Raw genomic sequence first — 17,882 nt, 5'->3', positions numbered from 1 at the left:
ATAGCCGCCGATCCGAACCACTGAAAATTTATCCAGCGTTTTTTGCGCCCGACTATTCATGATCAGCACTGAACTCAAAACCACGATCCAGGGCGCCTACACGCGTTTTCTCGAAGCCAAGAGCTTGAAACCGCGCTACGGCCAACGCCTGATGATCGCCGAAGTGGCAAAAGTCCTCGGGGATATCGACACCGACGACGAAGGCCGCCGCGAAGGCGAACCGGCGGTCGTGGCCGTCGAGGCCGGCACCGGCACCGGTAAGACCGTGGCCTACAGCTTGGCCGCGATCCCTACTGCCAAGGCCGCCGGTAAACGCCTGGTAATCGCTACCGCCACGGTCGCCCTGCAAGAGCAAATCGTCTACAAGGACCTGCCCGACCTGATGCGCAACAGCGGCCTGAACTTCACGTTCGCCCTGGCCAAAGGGCGTGGCCGCTATATGTGCCTGTCCAAGCTCGACGTGCTGTTGCAGGAAGGTCACGCGCAAACCGCCACCGCGCAGCTGTTCGAAGAAGAAGGCTTCAAGATCGAAGTCGATGAGGCCAGCCAGAAGCTATTTACCAGCATGATCGAAAAACTGGCCGGCAATAAGTGGGACGGCGACCGCGACAGTTGGCCCACTGCCCTGGAGGATGCCGATTGGGCACGCCTGACCACCGATCACAGCCAGTGCACCAACCGTCATTGCCCGAACTTCGGTCAATGCGCCTTCTATAAGGCTCGCGAGGGCATGGGCAAGGTCGACGTGATCGTCACCAACCACGACATGGTGCTGGCCGACCTGGCATTGGGCGGCGGTGCGGTGTTGCCCGATCCGCGCGACACGCTGTACGTCTTCGACGAAGGCCACCACCTGCCCGACAAGGCCATCGGCCACTTCGCCCATTACACGCGGCTGCGTTCCACTGCCGATTGGCTGGAATCCACCGCCAAGAACCTCACCAAGCTGCTGGCCCAACACCCGCTGCCCGGCGACCTGGGCAAGCTGATCGAACAGGTGCCGGAGCTGGCGCGGGAGATCAAGACCCAGCAGCAGTTCATGTTCAGCGCCTGCGAACAGGTGGCCGACTTCAAGCCCGGCGAAGACGTGGAAGGCCGCGAGCGGCCACGCCACCGCTTCGTCGGCGGTCTGATTCCCGAGCACATGCGCGAAATGGGCATCGAGTTGAAGAAGGGCTTTTCACGCCTGACCGATCTGTTCACCCGACTCACCGACCTGCTCAAGGAGGGCATGGATGGCGAGGTCAATATCGGCATCGCCAGCAACCAGGCCGAGGAGTGGTACCCGTTGTTCGGCAGCCTGCTGTCCCGTGCCCAGGGCAACTGGGAGTTGTGGACCGCCTTCACCGTCGAAGACCCGGAAGACAACCCGCCCATGGCGCGTTGGCTGACCCTGGCCGAAAGCGGCGCCCTGTTCGATATCGAGGTCAACGCCAGCCCGATCCTGGCGGCCGAGATGCTGCGGCGCAACCTGTGGAATGTGGCCTACGGTGCCTTGGTGACATCGGCCACCCTGACCGCGCTGGGCACGTTCGATCGTTTCCGCATGCGCGCCGGTTTGCCGAAAAAGGCCGTGACTGCCGTGGTGCCGAGCCCGTTCCACCATGCCGACGCCGGCGTGCTGCGGGTGCCGGACCTCAGGGCCGACCCACGGGACGCGGCGGCCCACACCGCGGCGATCATCCGCGACCTGCCGGAGCTGGTCGAAGGCTCCCGGGGCACCCTGGTGCTGTTTTCATCGCGCAAGCAGATGCAGGACGTGTTCGACGGCCTGGACCGCGACTGGCGCAAGCAGGTGTTTATCCAGGGCAACCTGTCCAAGCAGGAAACCCTCAACAAGCATAAGGCGCGGGTGGACGGTGGTGATTCCAGCGTGTTGTTCGGCCTGGCGAGTTTCGCCGAGGGTGTGGACTTGCCGGGGGCCTATTGCGAGCACGTCGTGATCGCCAAGATCCCGTTCTCGGTGCCGGACGATCCGGTCGAAGCGGCGCTGGCCGAGTGGATCGAAGCGCGGGGCGGCAACCCGTTCATGGAGATCTCGGTGCCGGATGCCTCGCTGAAGTTGGTGCAGGCCTGCGGTCGTCTGCTGCGAACCGAACAGGACCGGGGCACCATTACCTTGCTCGACCGGCGTTTGGTCACCCAACGCTATGGCAAGGCTATCCTCAATGCGTTGCCGCCGTTCCGGCGCGAAATTTCTTAAGCCACTGTGGGCGAATTCGCCCACTTTGTGGTCTATCTCGTCACCGTCATCACAGGCCATTCATCGGCCGTCAGGGAGAACCTTGCTCGTATGATTCGCACGCTGCCCGCTCTTTTTGCCTTGCTGTTCGCGGCGCCTTTAATGGCCGCGCCAGATGGGCAACAAACACTGTTCAACTTCGTCCGGCCTGCCGATGTGGTCAAGGTGGCGACCCAGGACGCCAGCCTGCCCCAATACAATGCCGAGCAAACGCCCGAAGGCGAGGTGCTGCGCCGCGTCACCTTCAACCCCGCGGCCGAACCGAGCCTGGTGCTCAGCCCGCAAAGCGGAGCGTGGGATTGGTCGCAGTCCGGAGCCGTGAGCCTGCGTATCCAGAGCGCCATGGACTGGGCGTTGACCCTGTACGTCAAGGTGCAAAGCAATGATGGGCGCACGTTGACCAGCCGCATCGACCTGCCGGCCGGCCCTGCCCAGACCTTGCTGATCCCGCTGCAAGCCAATTCCCCACTGAGCCAGGGCATGAAGGCCGGCCCACCGATGCCGATCAGTGTGAACGGCCAACGCGTGCTGCTGGCCAGCAGCGCCGGCGAAATCGACCGCAGCCAGGTGGTCTCTGTGACCGTGTCGATGCACAACCCCAACGTGGCTCAGAGCATCCTGGTGGAGCGCTTCGGCGTGCAGGATGTGGAGCCGGTGATCAAAGCGGCCTACAGCGAACTGGTGGATGCCTACGGTCAATCCACCCGTGCGCGCTGGCCGGAAAAGGTCAGCAGCGACGAACAGCTCAGGGCTGCCGCCGTCAAGGAGCAGCAACAATTGCAGGGTTGGCTGGCCACCCGGGACAAATCCGCACTGGACCCTTACGGCGGCTGGAACAAAGGCCCGGCTTTCACCGCCAGCGGCTTTTTCCGCACCGAAAAACGCGACGGCCGCTGGTACCTGGTGACGCCCCAGGGGCATCCGTTCTATTCCCTCGGGGTGAACACCGTAGCCCCGGATAACAGCCAGACTTACGTGGCCGGCCGCGAATGGATGTTTGCCGCCTTGCCCAAGACCGGCGAGCCTTTCGACAAGTATTACGGCAGCGCGGATCACCGCACCGGCAACGGCTCGGGCGAGGGTCGCAGTTTCGGCGCTGGGCGTTGGTACGATTTTTATGGCGCCAACCTGGAACGCGCCTACGGCACGGCAGGGTTCGACCAGAAACGCTGGGTCAGCCATACCCTCGACCGCCTGCAGGCCTGGGGCTTTAACACCGTAGGCAATTGGAGCGACCCGGACCTGACCACCGCCGACCGTGTGCCGTACACCTTGCCGCTGTCCATCGTCGGCGACTACACCAGTATCAGTACTGGCACCGACTGGTGGGGCGGCATGCCCGATCCGTTCGACCCGCGCTTTGCCATGGCCACCGAACGTGCCGTGGCCATCGCAGCCCGCGACCATCGCGACGACCCCTGGCTGATTGGCTTCTTCGTCGATAACGAACTGGCCTGGGCCGGCCCCGGTGACGATCCGAAGGCCCGCTATGCCCTGGCCTACGGCACCTTGCGCATGACCACCGATGTGCCGGCCAAGCGGGCGTTTCTCAAGCAATTGCGCGACAAATACCGCAACGAGCAAGGCCTCTCGAAAGCCTGGGGGATCGAACTGGCCGGTTGGGAGCTGATGGAAGACCCTGGCTTCGAGCCGCCGATGCCCAACCCAGCGCATCCCGAAATCGAGGCCGACTTCAAATACTTCCAGAAAACCTTCGCCGATGCGTACTTCAAGACCATCTCCGACTCGCTGAAATGGCACGCCCCCAATCAACTGTTGCTGGGCGGTCGCTTTGCGGTCAGTACGCCGGAGGCCGTGGCGTCCTGCGCCCAGTATTGCGATGTGTTGAGTTTCAATATGTACACCCTCAAACCCCAGGACGGTTACGACTTCGCCGCCTTGCGTGCGCTGGATAAACCGGTGCTGATCACCGAATTCAACTTCGGCTCGGCCGATCGCGGGCCGTTCTGGGGCGGTGTGACGCAACTGACCAGGGAAGAGGATCGCAGCGCGGCGTATGCCAACTTCCTCAAGCAAGCCATGGCTGAGCCGTCGATTGTCGGCGTGCATTGGTTTCAGTACCTGGACCAACCCGTGACTGGGCGTTTGCTGGACGGTGAAAACGGCCATTTCGGTCTGGTGGGTATCACCGATATGCCGTTCCAGGGCTTTGTCGAGAGCGTGCGCAAGAGCAACCTGGCGGCGGTCGAGCAACTGGGCAAGGAAGCGGAAAAGGCCTCTGCCGCCGCAAGTGCTCAGGAGAAGGGGGGCGGGCGCTCGGGGCATGAAGGCAAAGGCCCGGGGCAGGGCGCCGGGCATGCCGGCGGTCATGCTGGAAACGGTCATTGATTCGAGGCTGACGGGTTCACAAACCCCACAAGGGCTGGAACAATGTCGGCCACTTTTTATGGCGCTTTACGAGGGGACTTAGGTGCAGATTCAGGGTCATTACGAGCTCCAGTTCGAAGCGGTACGTGAAGCCTTTGCCGCACTGTTCGATGACCCGCAAGAGCGTGGCGCGGCGCTGTGCATTCAGATCGGCGGAGAGAGCGTGGTCGACCTGTGGGCCGGTACCGCCGACAAGGATGGGGCTGAGGCCTGGCACAGCGACACGCTCGTCAACCTGTTCTCCTGCACCAAAACCTTTACCGCCGTCACGGCCCTGCAATTGGTGGCCGAGGGCAAGTTGCAATTGGACGTACCGGTCGCCCGGTACTGGCCGGAGTTCGCGGCGGCCGGCAAAGAAAGCATCACCCTGCGCCAACTGCTCTGCCATCAGGCCGGGTTGCCGGCGATCCGCGACATGCTGCCGGCCGAGGCGCTGTATGACTGGAACCTGATGGTCGACACCCTGGCCGCCGAGGCCCCTTGGTGGACACCGGGCCAGGGCCATGGCTATGCGGCAATTACCTACGGCTGGCTGGTGGGCGAACTGCTGCGCCGTGCCGATGGCCGTGGGCCGGGCGAGTCCATTGTGGCGCGGGTCGCGCAGCCGCTGGGGCTGGACTTTCATGTGGGGCTGGCCGATGAGCAGTTTCACCGTGTTGCCCATATAGCGCGTAGCAAAGGCAATATGGGCGATGAAGCCGCGCAACGTTTACTGCAAGTAATGATGCGTGAACCTACGTCCATGACCGCGCGGGCATTTGCCAACCCACCGTCTATTCTGACCAGCACTAATAAACCCGAATGGCGGCGAATGCAGCAACCAGCGGCAAATGGTCACGGTAATGCACGTAGCCTGGCTGGTTTTTATAGTGGTTTGTTGGACGGTAGTTTGTTGGAAGCCGACATGCTCGAACAATTGACTCGCGAACACAGTATCGGACCGGATAAAACTTTATTGACCCAAACCCGCTTCGGCCTGGGCTGCATGTTGGATCAACCCCAACTGCCCAATGCTACATTCGGCCTTGGCGCTCATGCTTTTGGCCATCCTGGGGCTGGCGGCTCGGTGGGTTTTGCCGATCCGGAACATGATGTAGCGTTTGGTTTCGTGACTAATACACTCGGCCCTTATGTACTTATGGACCCGCGTGCCCAGAAGTTGGTCAGAATATTGGCCGGTTGTCTGTAAAACCCTTGCCGTTTCACAATTTTTTGTTACAAAGGCAACTATAAAAGGCGCTGAACGAAATCATGTAACTTTAATGTTCTGTAAGCGTCTGTTTAACGGGTCACCCAGACCCCCGTTTCTTTTCTCATTTTGTGGATATCTCATGTTATCGAACAAGTCCTTGGCTCTGGCGCTCTGCCTCACTATTACCGGATGTGCACAAACTCCACAAAATGATGCCGAAGGCGGGCATTGGTGGTCATTTGGATCGGATAAGACGGCTGCCAAGGACGCAGTAAGCCAGACCGATGCCAAACCGGACGCTAAACCCGCCGCCGGCGCCAAGCCTGCCGCTCCAGCTACCGCGGCTGCCCCTGCGCCGGCACCTGCCACTGCGGCACCGGTTGCCAAGGCCGACACCGGTTCCAGCTGGTGGCCATTTTCGTCGAAGAACGCTGATGCCAAGGCCGCCGATGCCAAGGCCGACTTGAAAGCCGATCTCAAAGCCGCAGATCCGGCCCCGGCGCCAGCTGTCGCCAAGACCGACACCGAAACTCACTGGTGGTGGCCGTTCGAAAGCAAGCCCAAGCCACTGGCCAAGGTCGATGTGACCAACGTGCAGATGCCCGATCCGAAAATCACCCAGGCTTGGTTGGACGACTATGAGCCGCGCCTGCGTGCCGCCATCAAGGACAGCAACCTGCAACTGGAACGTCGCGACAACGTGCTGGTGGTCATTGCCCCGGTGGATGGGTCCTACAATCCTAAACGCCCGGCGATGTTGTTGCCGGTGACCCTGGGGCCTTTTACCCGTGTGGCCAAAGCGGTTGAATCCGATCCCAAAACCGCCGTGCTGGTGCTGGGTCACGTTGATGCCACCGGCAGTGCCCCGGCCAGCCAGGCGTTGACCAAGGAGCGTGCGCAGTCCATCGCCTCGATCTTCAGCCTCAGCGGCCTCAAGCAGGACCGCTTGATGCTGCGTGGCATGGGCGACCTGATGCCGCGTGCCGCCAACGACAGCAACCAGGGTCGCGCTCTGAACCGTCGCATGGAAATCATGTTCACTCAACGCACCACCATGCTGGCTCTGTTGAGCAAGTACAACTCGGGCAAAACCCCGCCTGTGGCTGAAATGGTCGCAGTGCAGAACGCGCCAGCCCCGGCCGCTCCTGCTGCCAAGGCTCCGGCCAAGAAAGCACCAGCTGCCAAGAAGGCTGCCGCCAAGCCGGCTGCAAAAAAGGCTCCCGCCAAGCCGGCCGCGAAGAAGCCAGCGCCGGCCAAAGCCAAGGCTGCTGCCCCGGCTACCAACGACCAGGCAAAAAACTGATCCGCTGAACCAGAAGGATAAAGCCGCATGACCCAGGCACTGGCCGATATGCGTCGTGACTACACACGGGACGGTTTGAGCGAGGCCCAGGCCCCGAGCGAGCCGTTTGCGCTGTTTCACCAGTGGTTTGCCGATGCAGTGAAGACCGAGCAGCCACCGGTGGAGGCCAATGCCATGACCCTGGCCACGGTCGATCAGGATGGGCGGCCGCACTGCCGTATCCTGTTGCTCAAGGGCCTGGATACCCAGGGCTTTACCTTCTTTACCAACTACGAAAGTGCCAAGGGTCAGCAGCTCGCGGCGCGGCCGTTCGCGGCAATGACGTTTTTCTGGCCGAGCCTGGAGCGCCAAGTGCGTATCGAAGGGCGGGTGGTCAAGGTCACGCCGCAAGAGTCGGACGCGTACTTCCAGGTCCGCCCTCTGGGCAGCCGCTTAGGTGCCTGGGCCTCGCCCCAGAGCCGGGTGATCCGTGACCGTGAAGAACTGCAAGAACTGCTCAAGGTCACCGAGCAGCGCTTCAGCGATACCCAACCCGATTGCCCCGAGCATTGGGGCGGCTATCGCCTGCTGCCCGAGCGCATCGAGTTCTGGCAGGGCCGCGCCAGCCGCCTGCACGACCGCCTGAACTACCGCCTGCAAGATACTCAGTGGATCCGCGAGCGTCTGGCGCCCTGAGCTTCACCTTTCGTCACTTACGCTGAATGATGCCCTTCACCCCGCAGTCTCTGTTAAAGAGGCTTCGGGCGTGTAGTGCTGGGCGGCGTTCTTCAACCAGTCAGCCAAGTCGCGGCGTTTGATCTTCAGTTGGCGGGCGCTTTCCAGCTGTTGCAGCATAAAACTGCGTTTGTGCGGATCGTCACCGGCCAGCGACAGTGCCAGGTCGCGGTCAGTCCAGCGCCTGATTCGCACGTAGAGCCAGGCGTGGAAATACAGGCCGGCAAGGGTTGTGACTAGAATAATGAAATAGTCCATGGATGTCCTGAGACGGAGGGCAGTGCTACCGTTCGTCGAGTTGTCTGGTGCGGGCTGTCTGTACTCAGGCTGAATGAAAGCAGTTTTTTGCCGGGCTTGCCGTGACAGGCGTCAAGCGGCAGCGTTTAATGAATACCTGTCCTTTGGAGTTGATGCTATGCGTAAGTCTGTTTTACTGGTTGCCTGCTTTACCACCTTGTCTCTGCTGTTGGGTGGCTGCGCCTCGAGTCTGACCGGCGACTCGTACTCCCGTGATGAAGCGCGTCGTGTACAGACCGTTCGCATGGGTACCATCGAATCCCTGCGTCCGGTGAAAATCGAAGGCACCAAAACCCCTATCGGCGGCGCAGCGGGTGCAGTCATCGGCGGCGTGGGTGGCAGCGCGATCGGCGGCGGTCGCGGCAGTATCGTCACGGCGGTGATCGGTGCTGTGGCCGGTGGCCTGTTGGGTTCGGCTACGGAAGAAGGTCTGACCCGTACCCAAGGTGTCGAAATCACCGTGCGCGAAGACGATGGCAGCATGCGCGCCTACGTCCAGGCCGTGCAGGAAAATGAAATCTTCCGCATCGGCGACCGCGTGCGCATCATGACTGTTGACGGTACCAGCCGTGTTACCCGCTAAGGCGTAATCAGCAGGTAAAGAAAAACCCCAACCGGGTCACCGGTTGGGGTTTTTTTGTACGCCGTGTACCTGGGTAATCAGGCTTTCTTGCGGCTCGCCATCGCGGTCACGGCATAGCCGATGCAGGCCGCCAGGATCGACCCGGTCAGAATGCCCATGCGGTCTTCACCGGCAAATTCGCTGGCTCCTGGTACGAACGCCAGGGAGCCGACGAACAGGCTCATGGTGAAGCCAATACCGCACAGGATCGCCACACCGAATACCTGGCCCCAGTTGGCCCCTTCCGGCAGCGCGGCCAGGCCGGTCTTGATGGCCAGCCAGGTCAAGCCGAACACGCCGACGGTCTTACCGATCAACAGCCCGGTGGCGATGCCCATCGGCACATGGTGGGTAAAGCTTTCCAGGCTGACACCAGTGAGGGAGACGCCGGCATTGGCAAAGGCGAACAGCGGCAGAATGCCGTAAGCCACCCACGGGTGCAGGGCGTGTTCCAGAGTCAGCAACGGCGAAGGCTCGGCGTTCTTGGTGCGCATCGGAATGCAGAATGCCAGGGTCACACCGGCCAGCGTGGCGTGTACGCCGCTCTTGAGTACGCATACCCATAGGATCAGCCCGACGATCAGGTAAGGCGCGAGCTTGATCACGCCTAGACGGTTCATCGCAATCAACGCCAGCAGACATGCGCCCGCACCGGCCAGGGCGGCACCGGACAGGTCGGTGGAATAGAACACGGCGATCACAATGATCGCGCCCAGGTCATCGATGATGGCCAAGGTCATCAAAAACAGTTTCAACGACACGGGTACACGCTTGCCGAGCAGGGCCAGTACGCCAAGGGCGAAGGCAATGTCGGTAGCCATCGGGATCGCCCAGCCAGAAAGTGCGGCGGGGTAGTCCTTGTTAATGGCCCAGTAAATCAGCGCCGGCACCACCATGCCACCAATCGCCGCGGCGCCCGGCAGCACCACTTGGGAGGGCTTGGACAGGTGACCGTCGAGCAGCTCGCGCTTGACCTCAAGGCCGATCAGCAGAAAGAACAGGGCCATCAGGCCGTCGTTGATCCACAGCAGGGCCGGCTTGGCGATTTGCAAGGCACCGACCTGCGCCACCACGGGCACGTCGAGAAACGCGGCGTAAAGGTGCGACAACGGCGAGTTGTTGACGATCAGCGCCAACGCCGCAGCGGCGATCAGCAGCAGGCCACTGGCGGCTTCGAGCTGAAAGAAACGGGTAAACGTGCTACGCAGAGCCAAGGGATGCTCTCCAATCCAAGTTCAATAGGTGGCTACCCTAACCCGTACCGATAGTTGTTAAAACAAAAGTTATATTCTTATTTGTTATAAGAAGCGGTCGACAAAGGCATCGCGCCAAACACTAGCAATTGTGTGTCTGATTGCGTCCTCACTGTATCTGTGTGGAGTGTAGGAAACATCCTAAGATTGCGTTCAAAATCCTTGAGAGATCACCCCCGATGAGTGACCAACGCCCCTGGGCCCGCGAAGCCATTCGCATCATTGAAGCGGATTTCCAGCGCAGCGCCGACACCCACCTGATTCCCCTGCCGTTACCGGGCTTGCCGGGGATCGAGTTGTACTTCAAGGATGAGTCCAGCCACCCTACCGGCAGCCTGAAACATCGCTTGGCGCGCTCGTTGTTTCTGTATGCGTTGTGTAACGGCTGGCTCAAACCGGGCGCGCCGGTGATCGAAGCGTCCAGCGGCTCCACGGCGATTTCGGAGGCGTACTTTGCGCGGCTGCTCGGCTTGCCGTTCATTGCGGTCATGCCCGCCACCACCTCCCAGGAAAAAATCGCGCAGATCGCGTTCTACGGTGGCAAGAGCCATTTGGTGCAGGATCCGACCCAGATTTACGCCGAGTCCGAACGCCTGGCGCAGGAAAGCGGCGGTCACTTCATGGACCAGTTCACCTATGCCGAACGTGCCACCGACTGGCGCGCGAACAACAACATTGCCGAGTCGATCTTCCAGCAGATGCGCTTTGAGCAGCACCCCGAGCCGAGCTGGCTGATTTCCAGCCCCGGCACCGGCGGCACTACCGCCACCCTGGGGCGTTATGTGCGTTACCGTCAGCATTGCACCCGCGTGTTATGCGCCGATGCCGAACGCTCGGTGTTCTTCGACTTCTATCAGAGCGGCGACGCTAGCCTGCGCCTGGATTGCGGTTCGCGCATCGAAGGCATCGGCCGGCCACGAGTGGAGGCGTCGTTTCTACCGAAAGTCATCGACGCGATGGTCAAGGTGCCGGATGCGCTGTCCTTGGCCGCCATGCATTACCTGGCCGAGCGCCTGGGGCGACGGGTAGGCGGGTCCAGTGGGACCAATCTGATTGGCGCATTGATGGCCGCGCAACAGATGAAAGCGGCAGGGGAGTCTGGCTCGATCGTGGCGATTTTGTGCGATGGGGGCGAGCGCTACGCCACCACGTATTACGATCAGGCGTGGCTGGCGGGGCAGGGCTATGCACTGGACGCCTTGATATCGGCCGTTGCCGCCAGTGTGGAGCGCGGCGAACCGCTGCCCGCCAGCGTACTGCGGGCGAATATTTAAGAGAGCAGCGGCAAGTCAGAGCAAACGCACTTGCCGCTTGCCGCTTCAGCCCCGTCTGGCCAACATATCCCGCGCCAATGCCTCGGCAATCCGGATCCCGTCCACGCCCGCCGACAGAATCCCACCGGCATAACCCGCGCCTTCGCCGGCCGGAAACAGACCTTTTACGTTCAGGCTCTGCATCGATTCGTTACGAGTAATCCGCAGCGGCGATGAGGTGCGGGTCTCGATACCGGTCAACACGGCATCGTGCAGCGAGTAGCCCTTGATCTGCTTCTCGAACGCCGGCAACGCTTCCCGAATCGCTTCGATGGCGAAGTCCGGCAGTGCCAAGGCCAGATCGCCGAGGGACACCCCCGGTTTGTAGGACGGTTCCACGCTGCCCAGGGCGGTGGACGGCTTGCCCGCAATGAAGTCGCCGACCAGTTGCGCCGGTGCCTCGTAGTTGCTGCCACCGAGAACATAAGCGTGGGATTCCAGGCGCTCCTGCAGCTCGATACCGGCCAGCGGGCCGCCGGGGTAGTCCACTTCCGGCGTGATGCCGACCACGATGCCGGAGTTGGCATTGCGTTCGTTACGCGAGTACTGGCTCATGCCGTTGGTCACCACGCGGTGCGGCTCGGACGTAGCGGCGACCACCGTACCGCCCGGGCACATGCAGAAGCTGTAGACCGAACGGCCGTTCTTGGCGTGGTGCACCAATTTGTAGTCGGCGGCGCCGAGTTTCGGGTGACCGGCGTACTTACCCAGGCGTGCGGCGTCGATCAACGACTGCGGGTGTTCGATACGAAAGCCCACCGAAAACGGCTTGGCTTCCATGTACACACCACGGCTGTGCAGCATGCGGAACGTATCGCGCGCGCTGTGGCCGAGGGCGAGGATCACATGCTTGGACAAAATCTGCTCGCCGCCATCGAGCACCACGCCGTTCAATTGGCCGTCTTCGATCAGCACGTCGGTTACCCGTTGCTCGAAGCGCACTTCACCGCCGAGGGCGATGATCTGCTGACGCATATTTTCCACCACGCCGGTCAGGCGGAAGGTGCCGATATGGGGCTTGCTGACGTAGAGGATCTCTTCCGGCGCACCGGCCTTGACGAACTCGTGCAGCACTTTGCGGCCGTGGAACTGCGGGTCTTTGATCTGGCTGTACAGCTTGCCGTCGGAAAACGTCCCGGCGCCCCCTTCACCGAACTGCACGTTGGACTCGGGGTTCAGCACGCTTTTGCGCCATAGGCCCCAGGTGTCCTTGGTGCGTTGGCGCACTTCCTTGCCGCGTTCGAGGATGATCGGCTTGAAGCCCATCTGCGCCAGCAATAGCCCGGCAAAGATGCCGCATGGGCCGAACCCGACCACCACTGGCCGCTCCACCAGATCGGCTGGGGCATGGCCGACCACTTTGTAGCTGACATCCGGCGCCGGGTTGACGTTGCGGTCATCGGCAAACTTGCGCAGTAGCGCGGTTTCGTCACCTTTGACGGTCAGGTCGATGGTGTAAATAAAGCACAGTTCCGACGATTTCTTGCGCGCATCGTAGCTGCGTTTGAAGAGGGTGAAATCGAGCAGGTCATCACTGGCGATGCCCAGGCGCTGCACGATGGCGGGCCGCAGGTCTTCTTCGGGATGGTCGATGGGCAGCTTGAGTTCGGTGATTCGTAACATGACGGGATCCGGTGTGCGGCGTCTGGTAAGGCCGGCGGTTTTGCAAACCGGCGATTATAAACCCCAACCTGGGTATCCCGTCATGCTAAAACAGCGCTGGCGCCGATCAATCGTCCCGCGAACCGCCGAAAGCTGCGCAGCCACGCTGGACTTTACCGTTGATCCGCAATTCGGCGCTCATGTGCTGCAGGCTGCCGCTGACGCTGTCCACGCAGCGTTGCGGGGCCACCCACAGTTCGATGTGTTCGTTATTGGCTTCGGTCATCAGGTTGAAACGGCCGTCGCCCAACTGTTCTTCCACATAGGGCACCGCCAGCGGTGGTTGGCCTTCGCGTTCGAGCACCATGCCCTTGGCCGCCACGTTCAGGGCCCAGGCCGGCTTGTGGCCGTTGGCGCGCAGGATCATGCGTTTGAAGTCCGGGTCGTTGCAGGCGTCGGTGGAACGTTCCACGCGGTACAGCTGCTGCAGCTCCACTTCGCCCTGTGCGCCGGCCGCCACGCCGGAAAACTTGCCACGCAAGTCGGCAAATAACGCCCCTTGCTGCCCGGCCAGCGCTGCCGCTTCCTGCAGGATACTGGTACCGCCGGTGTCCTTGACCACGTAGTTGCGCTTGTCGTTGCACGGCTGGAACAGCAGTTTGCCACCATCGGCCGTGAGTTCGCCCTGCATGCGAGTCAACCCGGCGAGGGAGGGTTTGGCTGGCTCGCTTTCGAACATTTGGCAAGCGGTGAACAAAGGAAGCAAGGCGAACAGGGCAAAGGTACGGGCGGCACGCATAAAGGGTCTCCAGGCAAGTGCCGCCACGTTACGCAGGCTGGCGTTGCATCACAAGCCCACTCGCCAGCTTCAGGCAGTTCTGACAGACGCTACAGTCAACCCACGATAAACGTCTGGCCGGTCTGCAAGCCTTCGACACTTTTTGCGTAGGCCAATGCCACATCGGCACCGGTGACCGGCTTGTAGCCACGGAAGTACGGCGCGTAGCTGCCCATGGCTTCCACCAGCACCGTCGGGCTCACGGAGTTGACGCGAAGACCGCGCGGCAATTCGATCGCGGCGGCTTTGACAAACCCATCGATTGCGCCATTGACCAAGGCCGCCGAAGCGCCGGTACGAATCGGGTCGCGGTTGAGAATGCCGCTGGTGAACGTAAAGGAGGCGCCATCGTTGGCGTACTCGCGACCGATCAGCAGCAGATTGACCTGGCCCATGAGCTTGTCACGCAGGCCCAGTTCGAAGTCGCTGTCCTGCATCTCGCCCAGCGCCACGAAGTTCACGCTGCCGGCGGCGCAGATCAGGGCGTCGAAGTTGCCGGTCTGTTCGAACAACTTGCGGATGGAAGCGCTGTCGCTGATGTCCACTTGGAAATCGCCGCTGTTGCGACCGATGCTGATCACCTCGTGACGCTGAGCCAGCTCTGCCTTGACGGCTGAACCGACGGTGCCGTTGGCGCCAATCAATAGGATTTTCATGTTGCTATTCCTTCAAGGGCTGATTGAAGGGCCAGTCTAGGCTGGCTTTTGCATGGGATAAACGCGCTAATAGGCAACCTTTGGTTTTCAAATGGAAACAATCCATGAGCGAAATGGATGACCTGGCGGCCTTCGCCGTGTTGATCGAAGCGGGCAGTTTTACGTTGGCTGCCGAACAACTGGGTTGCAGCAAGGGGCAACTGTCCAAGCGCATCAGCCAGCTGGAAGCGCAGTTCAGCGTGGTGTTGCTGCACCGCACCACCCGCCGGCTCAGCCTGACTGCCGCCGGCGCGGCGTTGCTACCTCAGGCCCAGGCCTTGGTGGTGCAGGTGGAGCGGGCGCGTCAGGCCCTGGCGCGACTCAAGGACGACCTGGCGGGGCCGGTGCGCATGACGGTGCCGGTTTCCCTGGGGGAAACCTTCTTCGATGGCGTGCTGCTGGAGTTCACTGAACGCTATCCGCAGGTCCAGATCGAGCTGGAGCTGAACAACCGCTACCGGGATCTGGCGCGGGACGGTTTCGATCTGGGCGTGCGCTCGGGGGCGATTGAAGATGAGCGCCTTGTCGCCAAACCATTGCTGGCCTGGCACGAAATGACCTGCGCCAGCCCGGCCTACCTGGAGCAGCACGGCGAACCGCGAACCCCGGCGGACTTGGCCACGCACCGTTGCCTGCTCAACAGCCACTACAGCGGCCGCGAAGAGTGGCTGTACCACCAGCAACACGAATTGCTGCGGGTGCGGGTCAGCGGCACCTTCGCCTCCAATCACTACAACCTGCTGAAAAAAGCCGCGCTGGTGGGGGCGGGGATCGCCCGTCTGCCGTCCTACGTACTGCCGGCTGAGCTGGCTGACGGACGTTTACGCTGGCTGTTGCGCGATTATCAAACGCGAAGTCAGCCGATGTATCTGGTTCACCCTTACCAGGGCGGCCTGCCGCGCCGCACCCAGGTGCTGGCCGATTACCTGGTGGAGTGGTTCAAGCGCAGCGGCGAGGCTTTGGACCGGCTTTAACGGTAGCGCCGTGCAATCAGGTGATCGATGGACAGACGCCCCGGCCCCTTGGCAACCAGCAGCAAAAGTACGGTGAGCCAGGTGCCGTGGGTTGGATAAGCGTCCGGGTAGACGAACAGTTGAATCACCAGGGTCATGCCGATCAGGGCCAGTGCGGAGAACCGCGTGGCCAATCCCAGCAGGATCAGCAGTGGGAAAAAGTGCTCGGCGAAGGCGGCCAGGTGCGCGGCCACTTCCGGCGACAGCAATGGCACCTTGTATTCGCTGCGAAACAGCGGCAGCGTCGAAGCCGCCAGGCGCGGCTCTCCCAGCTCGAAGGTGCCGTTGATCAGGTCAATGGCAAAACCCTGGACCTTGGTCTGCCCGGATTTCCAGAACACGGCGGCGATGGAAAAACGCGCGAGGAAGGCGATCAGGCTGTAAGGGATTTGTTCAAAAAGCTGGATGGCCCGTTTGATCAGGCACTGTGCGCTGGTGTTCATGGCGATACCTTTGAGTCCAGGTGTAAATGAGTGATGGCGTGATGGCTGATCAACAGCGTCAGGCATTGGTGCAGGTCGAAGTCATTGCTGGCCTCCAGGGCCCGTTCTACGGCGGTCTGCAAGGCTTCGCCCTGGGCAAGGCGCTGGATAAAGGCCACTGAACCTGCGTCGATGGCGAACACTTTGACTTCCAGGCCCTGGCGCAGGACCAATGCGCTTTGGGCATGCCCGGGATCAAGGGCGGCCAGGCCGCCTTCGGTCTGATGCGCCGCCCACACCGCGACCACGGCATACGCCGAGGCCAGGGTGGCGACGCTGGGGTGCAGCCGTAGGCGCACCGTGCCGAGGTCGGCGCGGGCCTGCAGGGCAGCAAGTACGGTGTGCGGCTCCAGCGGACGGTCATCGGCGGCGTGGTAAGCGCGGACCCGCAGGCGTTCCAAGCGTGCGATATCCGCCAGGTAAGGCACGCTCGCCGCCGGTTCGAAGCCCTGGATAAAGTCGGCGAATGTGCTGCCGTATTCGCTGATCAGCGGGCTGGTGGGCGGGCACGCCTGCACGTAAAGACCGGCCATGGCTTGAAAGAACGCTTCGCCCACCAGGAGCTGCGTCACCGGGTACGCCACTGCCAGCGCGTTGATCAACCCGTTGTGCACTGTGTTGCGATGCACCGCGAAACGGCTGGCCGGGTCGGCGCCGTTGCCACTGAACAGGCCGTCTGGGCAGGTTTGGTCGGGCGCGAGCAAGGCCTTGGCGAAGGTGGCTTGATGGTTCATGGGCGCACCTGCGTTAACAGCCCATCGGCATGCTGGGCTTCAGCCAGCAGCACCGACAATGCGGGCACCTGATTGTCGCGTTCGATCAGTGTCGGTATCGGGCCGATGCGCGCCAGCACCTGTTCATACAACTGCCACACGGCGTTATCGACGGGCGCGCCGTGATCGTCGATCAGCAGGCGATCGCCGAGGCTGTCGCTGTCTTCGGCAAACCCGGCCAGATGAATCTCGCCCACGGCCTGTAATGGCAGTGCATCGATGTAGGCAGACGGATCACGTTGGTGGTTGATGCATGAGACGTAGACATTGTTGACGTCCAACAGCAGCCCACAACCGGTGCGACGGATGACCTCGGTGATGAAGTCGGTTTCATCCAGGGTGGAACGCTCGAATTGCAGATAAGTCGATGGGTTTTCCAGCAGCATGGGCCGCTTGAGTGTGCTTTGTACCTGGTCAATATGTTCACAGACGCGGTGCAGGGTGGCGCTGTCGTAAGCCAGTGGCAGCAGGTCATTGAGAAACACCGGGCCATGACTGGACCAAGCCAGGTGTTCGGAAAAGGCTTGAGGTTGATAGCGCTCGATCAGCGCGGCCAAGCGCGCCAGGTGCTCGCGATTGAGCGAACCTTCGCCGCCGATGGACAGGCCCACGCCGTGCAAGGACAGCGGGTACCGGTCACGGATCAGCCCTAAATAGTGATGAAACGGGCCGCCGGCCATCATGTAGTTCTCGGCGTGTACTTCAAAAAAACCGAGGTCGGGTGAGGTTTCGAGCACTTCGATGAAGTGCTCGTGTTTCAGCCCCAGCCCGGCTCGATCTGGCAGGCCGGGCGCCTGAGCCGGTGAGGACGTGTGCGCGAATATAGGTGTCATCGTCAGTACTCAGGCGCGGCCAGGTTTCAGGACTTGGCGTCGAATGCGGCTTCCTGGCCGAAACCGGTCGGCGAGGTGGTGCTAGGGGTTTGGGTACAGGTGCCGGCAGGTACCAGTTTCCAGGCATTGGCCTGATCCTTGGTTTTCGAGGTGCCGGCGCAGGAAGTGCCGGGGCCTGCGGCGCAATCGTTCTTGCCGGCTTCTGCGATGCCATAGCATTTCACGTCGTCGGCGGCGTGGGCGGTGGTGGTCAGGGCGGACAGGCTCAGGGACGAGCCCAGGGCGAGGATCAGGGCGGTAGCGGACAGTTTGGTGGTCATTG

At 61.7% G+C, this 17,882-nt stretch carries 17 protein-coding genes; 8 read left to right on the top strand and 9 right to left on the bottom strand.

Annotated elements, in window-relative coordinates:
* The first annotated feature begins 58 nt into the window (after positions 1–58).
* From dinG to pdxH, 5 genes are all read left to right on the top strand, one after another.
* The gene (dinG, locus tag YA0848_RS04845; RefSeq protein ID WP_034096280.1) at positions 59–2,203 is read left to right on the top strand and encodes an ATP-dependent DNA helicase DinG; all 2,145 of its coding nucleotides are present in this window, start codon (positions 59–61) and stop codon (positions 2,201–2,203) included.
* A 90-nt stretch (positions 2,204–2,293) separates the two neighbouring features.
* Positions 2,294–4,591, top strand: a complete 2,298-nt coding sequence (locus YA0848_RS04840; protein WP_184316075.1) for a beta-galactosidase — start codon at positions 2,294–2,296, stop codon at positions 4,589–4,591.
* Positions 4,592–4,673: 82 nt separating this feature from the next.
* A complete protein-coding gene (locus tag YA0848_RS04835; protein WP_169903316.1) occupies positions 4,674–5,819 on the top strand; it encodes a serine hydrolase domain-containing protein in 1,146 nt (381 codons plus the stop codon).
* Positions 5,820–5,961: 142 nt separating this feature from the next.
* On the top strand, positions 5,962–7,125 hold the full coding sequence (locus YA0848_RS04830) for an OmpA family protein (protein ID WP_040267513.1): 1,164 nt from the start codon (positions 5,962–5,964) through the stop codon (positions 7,123–7,125).
* A 27-nt stretch (positions 7,126–7,152) separates the two neighbouring features.
* Positions 7,153–7,800: a pyridoxamine 5'-phosphate oxidase gene (gene pdxH / locus YA0848_RS04825; protein WP_034112207.1), complete on the top strand. Its 648-nt coding sequence runs from the start codon at positions 7,153–7,155 to the stop codon at positions 7,798–7,800.
* A 36-nt stretch (positions 7,801–7,836) separates the two neighbouring features.
* Here pdxH and YA0848_RS04820 read toward each other — a convergent pair whose 3' ends face one another.
* Positions 7,837–8,097, bottom strand: coding sequence for a hypothetical protein (locus tag YA0848_RS04820; protein WP_034112208.1), 261 nt, complete (start codon positions 8,095–8,097; stop codon positions 7,837–7,839).
* A gap of 157 nt (positions 8,098–8,254) precedes the next feature.
* Here YA0848_RS04820 and YA0848_RS04815 point away from each other — a divergent pair, with 157 nt between their 5' ends.
* On the top strand, positions 8,255–8,719 hold the full coding sequence (locus YA0848_RS04815) for a glycine zipper 2TM domain-containing protein (protein ID WP_003189251.1): 465 nt from the start codon (positions 8,255–8,257) through the stop codon (positions 8,717–8,719).
* A 77-nt stretch (positions 8,720–8,796) separates the two neighbouring features.
* Here the strand turns inward: YA0848_RS04815 and nhaA are convergent, their stop codons facing one another.
* Positions 8,797–9,972: a Na+/H+ antiporter NhaA gene (nhaA, locus tag YA0848_RS04810; protein WP_034096286.1), complete on the bottom strand. Its 1,176-nt coding sequence runs from the start codon at positions 9,970–9,972 to the stop codon at positions 8,797–8,799.
* 218 nt (positions 9,973–10,190) lie between these two features.
* Here nhaA and YA0848_RS04805 point away from each other — a divergent pair, with 218 nt between their 5' ends.
* The gene (locus YA0848_RS04805) at positions 10,191–11,285 is read left to right on the top strand and encodes a PLP-dependent cysteine synthase family protein (RefSeq protein ID WP_034137271.1); all 1,095 of its coding nucleotides are present in this window, start codon (positions 10,191–10,193) and stop codon (positions 11,283–11,285) included.
* Positions 11,286–11,330: 45 nt separating this feature from the next.
* Here the strand turns inward: YA0848_RS04805 and YA0848_RS04800 are convergent, their stop codons facing one another.
* The 3 genes from YA0848_RS04800 to YA0848_RS04790 all read right to left on the bottom strand — a co-directional run bounded on the left by YA0848_RS04800 (position 11,331) and on the right by YA0848_RS04790 (position 14,420).
* A complete protein-coding gene (locus YA0848_RS04800) occupies positions 11,331–12,947 on the bottom strand; it encodes an NAD(P)/FAD-dependent oxidoreductase (RefSeq protein WP_034096288.1) in 1,617 nt (538 codons plus the stop codon).
* A gap of 106 nt (positions 12,948–13,053) precedes the next feature.
* On the bottom strand, positions 13,054–13,725 hold the full coding sequence (locus tag YA0848_RS04795) for a COG3650 family protein (RefSeq protein WP_034096289.1): 672 nt from the start codon (positions 13,723–13,725) through the stop codon (positions 13,054–13,056).
* 95 nt (positions 13,726–13,820) lie between these two features.
* Complete coding sequence (locus YA0848_RS04790) at positions 13,821–14,420, bottom strand: short chain dehydrogenase (RefSeq protein ID WP_034112210.1); 600 nt, start codon at positions 14,418–14,420, stop codon at positions 13,821–13,823.
* A gap of 104 nt (positions 14,421–14,524) precedes the next feature.
* Here YA0848_RS04790 and YA0848_RS04785 point away from each other — a divergent pair, with 104 nt between their 5' ends.
* Entirely contained in the window at positions 14,525–15,433 is a 909-nt protein-coding gene (locus YA0848_RS04785; protein ID WP_034096291.1) for a LysR family transcriptional regulator, read from the top strand.
* Here the strand turns inward: YA0848_RS04785 and YA0848_RS04780 are convergent.
* Genes YA0848_RS04780 through bufA1 form a run of 4 tightly spaced genes read right to left on the bottom strand, consistent with a single transcriptional unit; the run spans position 15,430 to position 17,880 of the window.
* Positions 15,430–15,915, bottom strand: a complete 486-nt coding sequence (locus YA0848_RS04780) for a DoxX family protein (protein WP_034096292.1) — start codon at positions 15,913–15,915, stop codon at positions 15,430–15,432. The two genes, YA0848_RS04785 and YA0848_RS04780, sit on opposite strands and share 4 nt — an antisense overlap.
* Complete coding sequence (locus YA0848_RS04775) at positions 15,912–16,688, bottom strand: HvfC/BufC N-terminal domain-containing protein (RefSeq protein ID WP_169867441.1); 777 nt, start codon at positions 16,686–16,688, stop codon at positions 15,912–15,914. The genes YA0848_RS04780 and YA0848_RS04775 overlap by 4 nt, the downstream gene beginning before the upstream one ends.
* Positions 16,685–17,560, bottom strand: coding sequence for an MNIO family bufferin maturase (bufB, locus tag YA0848_RS04770; RefSeq protein WP_169867442.1), 876 nt, complete (start codon positions 17,558–17,560; stop codon positions 16,685–16,687). Before bufB ends, YA0848_RS04775 begins: the two co-directional genes overlap by 4 nt.
* Positions 17,561–17,586: 26 nt before the next feature.
* Positions 17,587–17,880 (bottom strand): BufA1 family periplasmic bufferin-type metallophore, encoded by a 294-nt coding sequence (bufA1, locus tag YA0848_RS04765; protein WP_034112215.1) that lies wholly within the window; start codon positions 17,878–17,880, stop codon positions 17,587–17,589.
* Between the last annotated feature and the right edge of the window lie 2 nt (positions 17,881–17,882).

It is taken from the genome of Pseudomonas sp. S4_EA_1b (assembly GCF_016307435.1).
Taxonomy (GTDB): domain Bacteria; phylum Pseudomonadota; class Gammaproteobacteria; order Pseudomonadales; family Pseudomonadaceae; genus Aquipseudomonas; species Aquipseudomonas rhodesiae.
The sequence above is the reverse complement of the archived record's forward strand: the minus strand, read 5'-3'. Positions and strand labels throughout refer to the sequence as shown.

Excerpts from the sequence above, each read along its gene's own strand:
- YA0848_RS04815 (WP_003189251.1), top strand. The coding sequence starts at position 8,255 with ATGCGTAAGTCTGTTTTACTGGTTGCCTGCTTTACCACCTTGTCTCTG.
- bufA1 (WP_034112215.1), bottom strand. The coding sequence starts at position 17,880 with ATGACCACCAAACTGTCCGCTACCGCCCTGATCCTCGCCCTGGGCTCG.
- dinG (WP_034096280.1), top strand. The coding sequence starts at position 59 with ATGATCAGCACTGAACTCAAAACCACGATCCAGGGCGCCTACACGCGT.
- YA0848_RS04840 (WP_184316075.1), top strand. The coding sequence starts at position 2,294 with ATGATTCGCACGCTGCCCGCTCTTTTTGCCTTGCTGTTCGCGGCGCCT.
- YA0848_RS04775 (WP_169867441.1), bottom strand. The coding sequence starts at position 16,688 with ATGAACCATCAAGCCACCTTCGCCAAGGCCTTGCTCGCGCCCGACCAA.
- YA0848_RS04795 (WP_034096289.1), bottom strand. The coding sequence starts at position 13,725 with ATGCGTGCCGCCCGTACCTTTGCCCTGTTCGCCTTGCTTCCTTTGTTC.
- YA0848_RS04790 (WP_034112210.1), bottom strand. The coding sequence starts at position 14,420 with ATGAAAATCCTATTGATTGGCGCCAACGGCACCGTCGGTTCAGCCGTC.
- YA0848_RS04805 (WP_034137271.1), top strand. The coding sequence starts at position 10,191 with ATGAGTGACCAACGCCCCTGGGCCCGCGAAGCCATTCGCATCATTGAA.
- bufB (WP_169867442.1), bottom strand. The coding sequence starts at position 17,560 with ATGACACCTATATTCGCGCACACGTCCTCACCGGCTCAGGCGCCCGGC.
- YA0848_RS04780 (WP_034096292.1), bottom strand. The coding sequence starts at position 15,915 with ATGAACACCAGCGCACAGTGCCTGATCAAACGGGCCATCCAGCTTTTT.
- YA0848_RS04830 (WP_040267513.1), top strand. The coding sequence starts at position 5,962 with ATGTTATCGAACAAGTCCTTGGCTCTGGCGCTCTGCCTCACTATTACC.
- YA0848_RS04800 (WP_034096288.1), bottom strand. The coding sequence starts at position 12,947 with ATGTTACGAATCACCGAACTCAAGCTGCCCATCGACCATCCCGAAGAA.
- pdxH (WP_034112207.1), top strand. The coding sequence starts at position 7,153 with ATGACCCAGGCACTGGCCGATATGCGTCGTGACTACACACGGGACGGT.
- YA0848_RS04785 (WP_034096291.1), top strand. The coding sequence starts at position 14,525 with ATGAGCGAAATGGATGACCTGGCGGCCTTCGCCGTGTTGATCGAAGCG.
- YA0848_RS04820 (WP_034112208.1), bottom strand. The coding sequence starts at position 8,097 with ATGGACTATTTCATTATTCTAGTCACAACCCTTGCCGGCCTGTATTTC.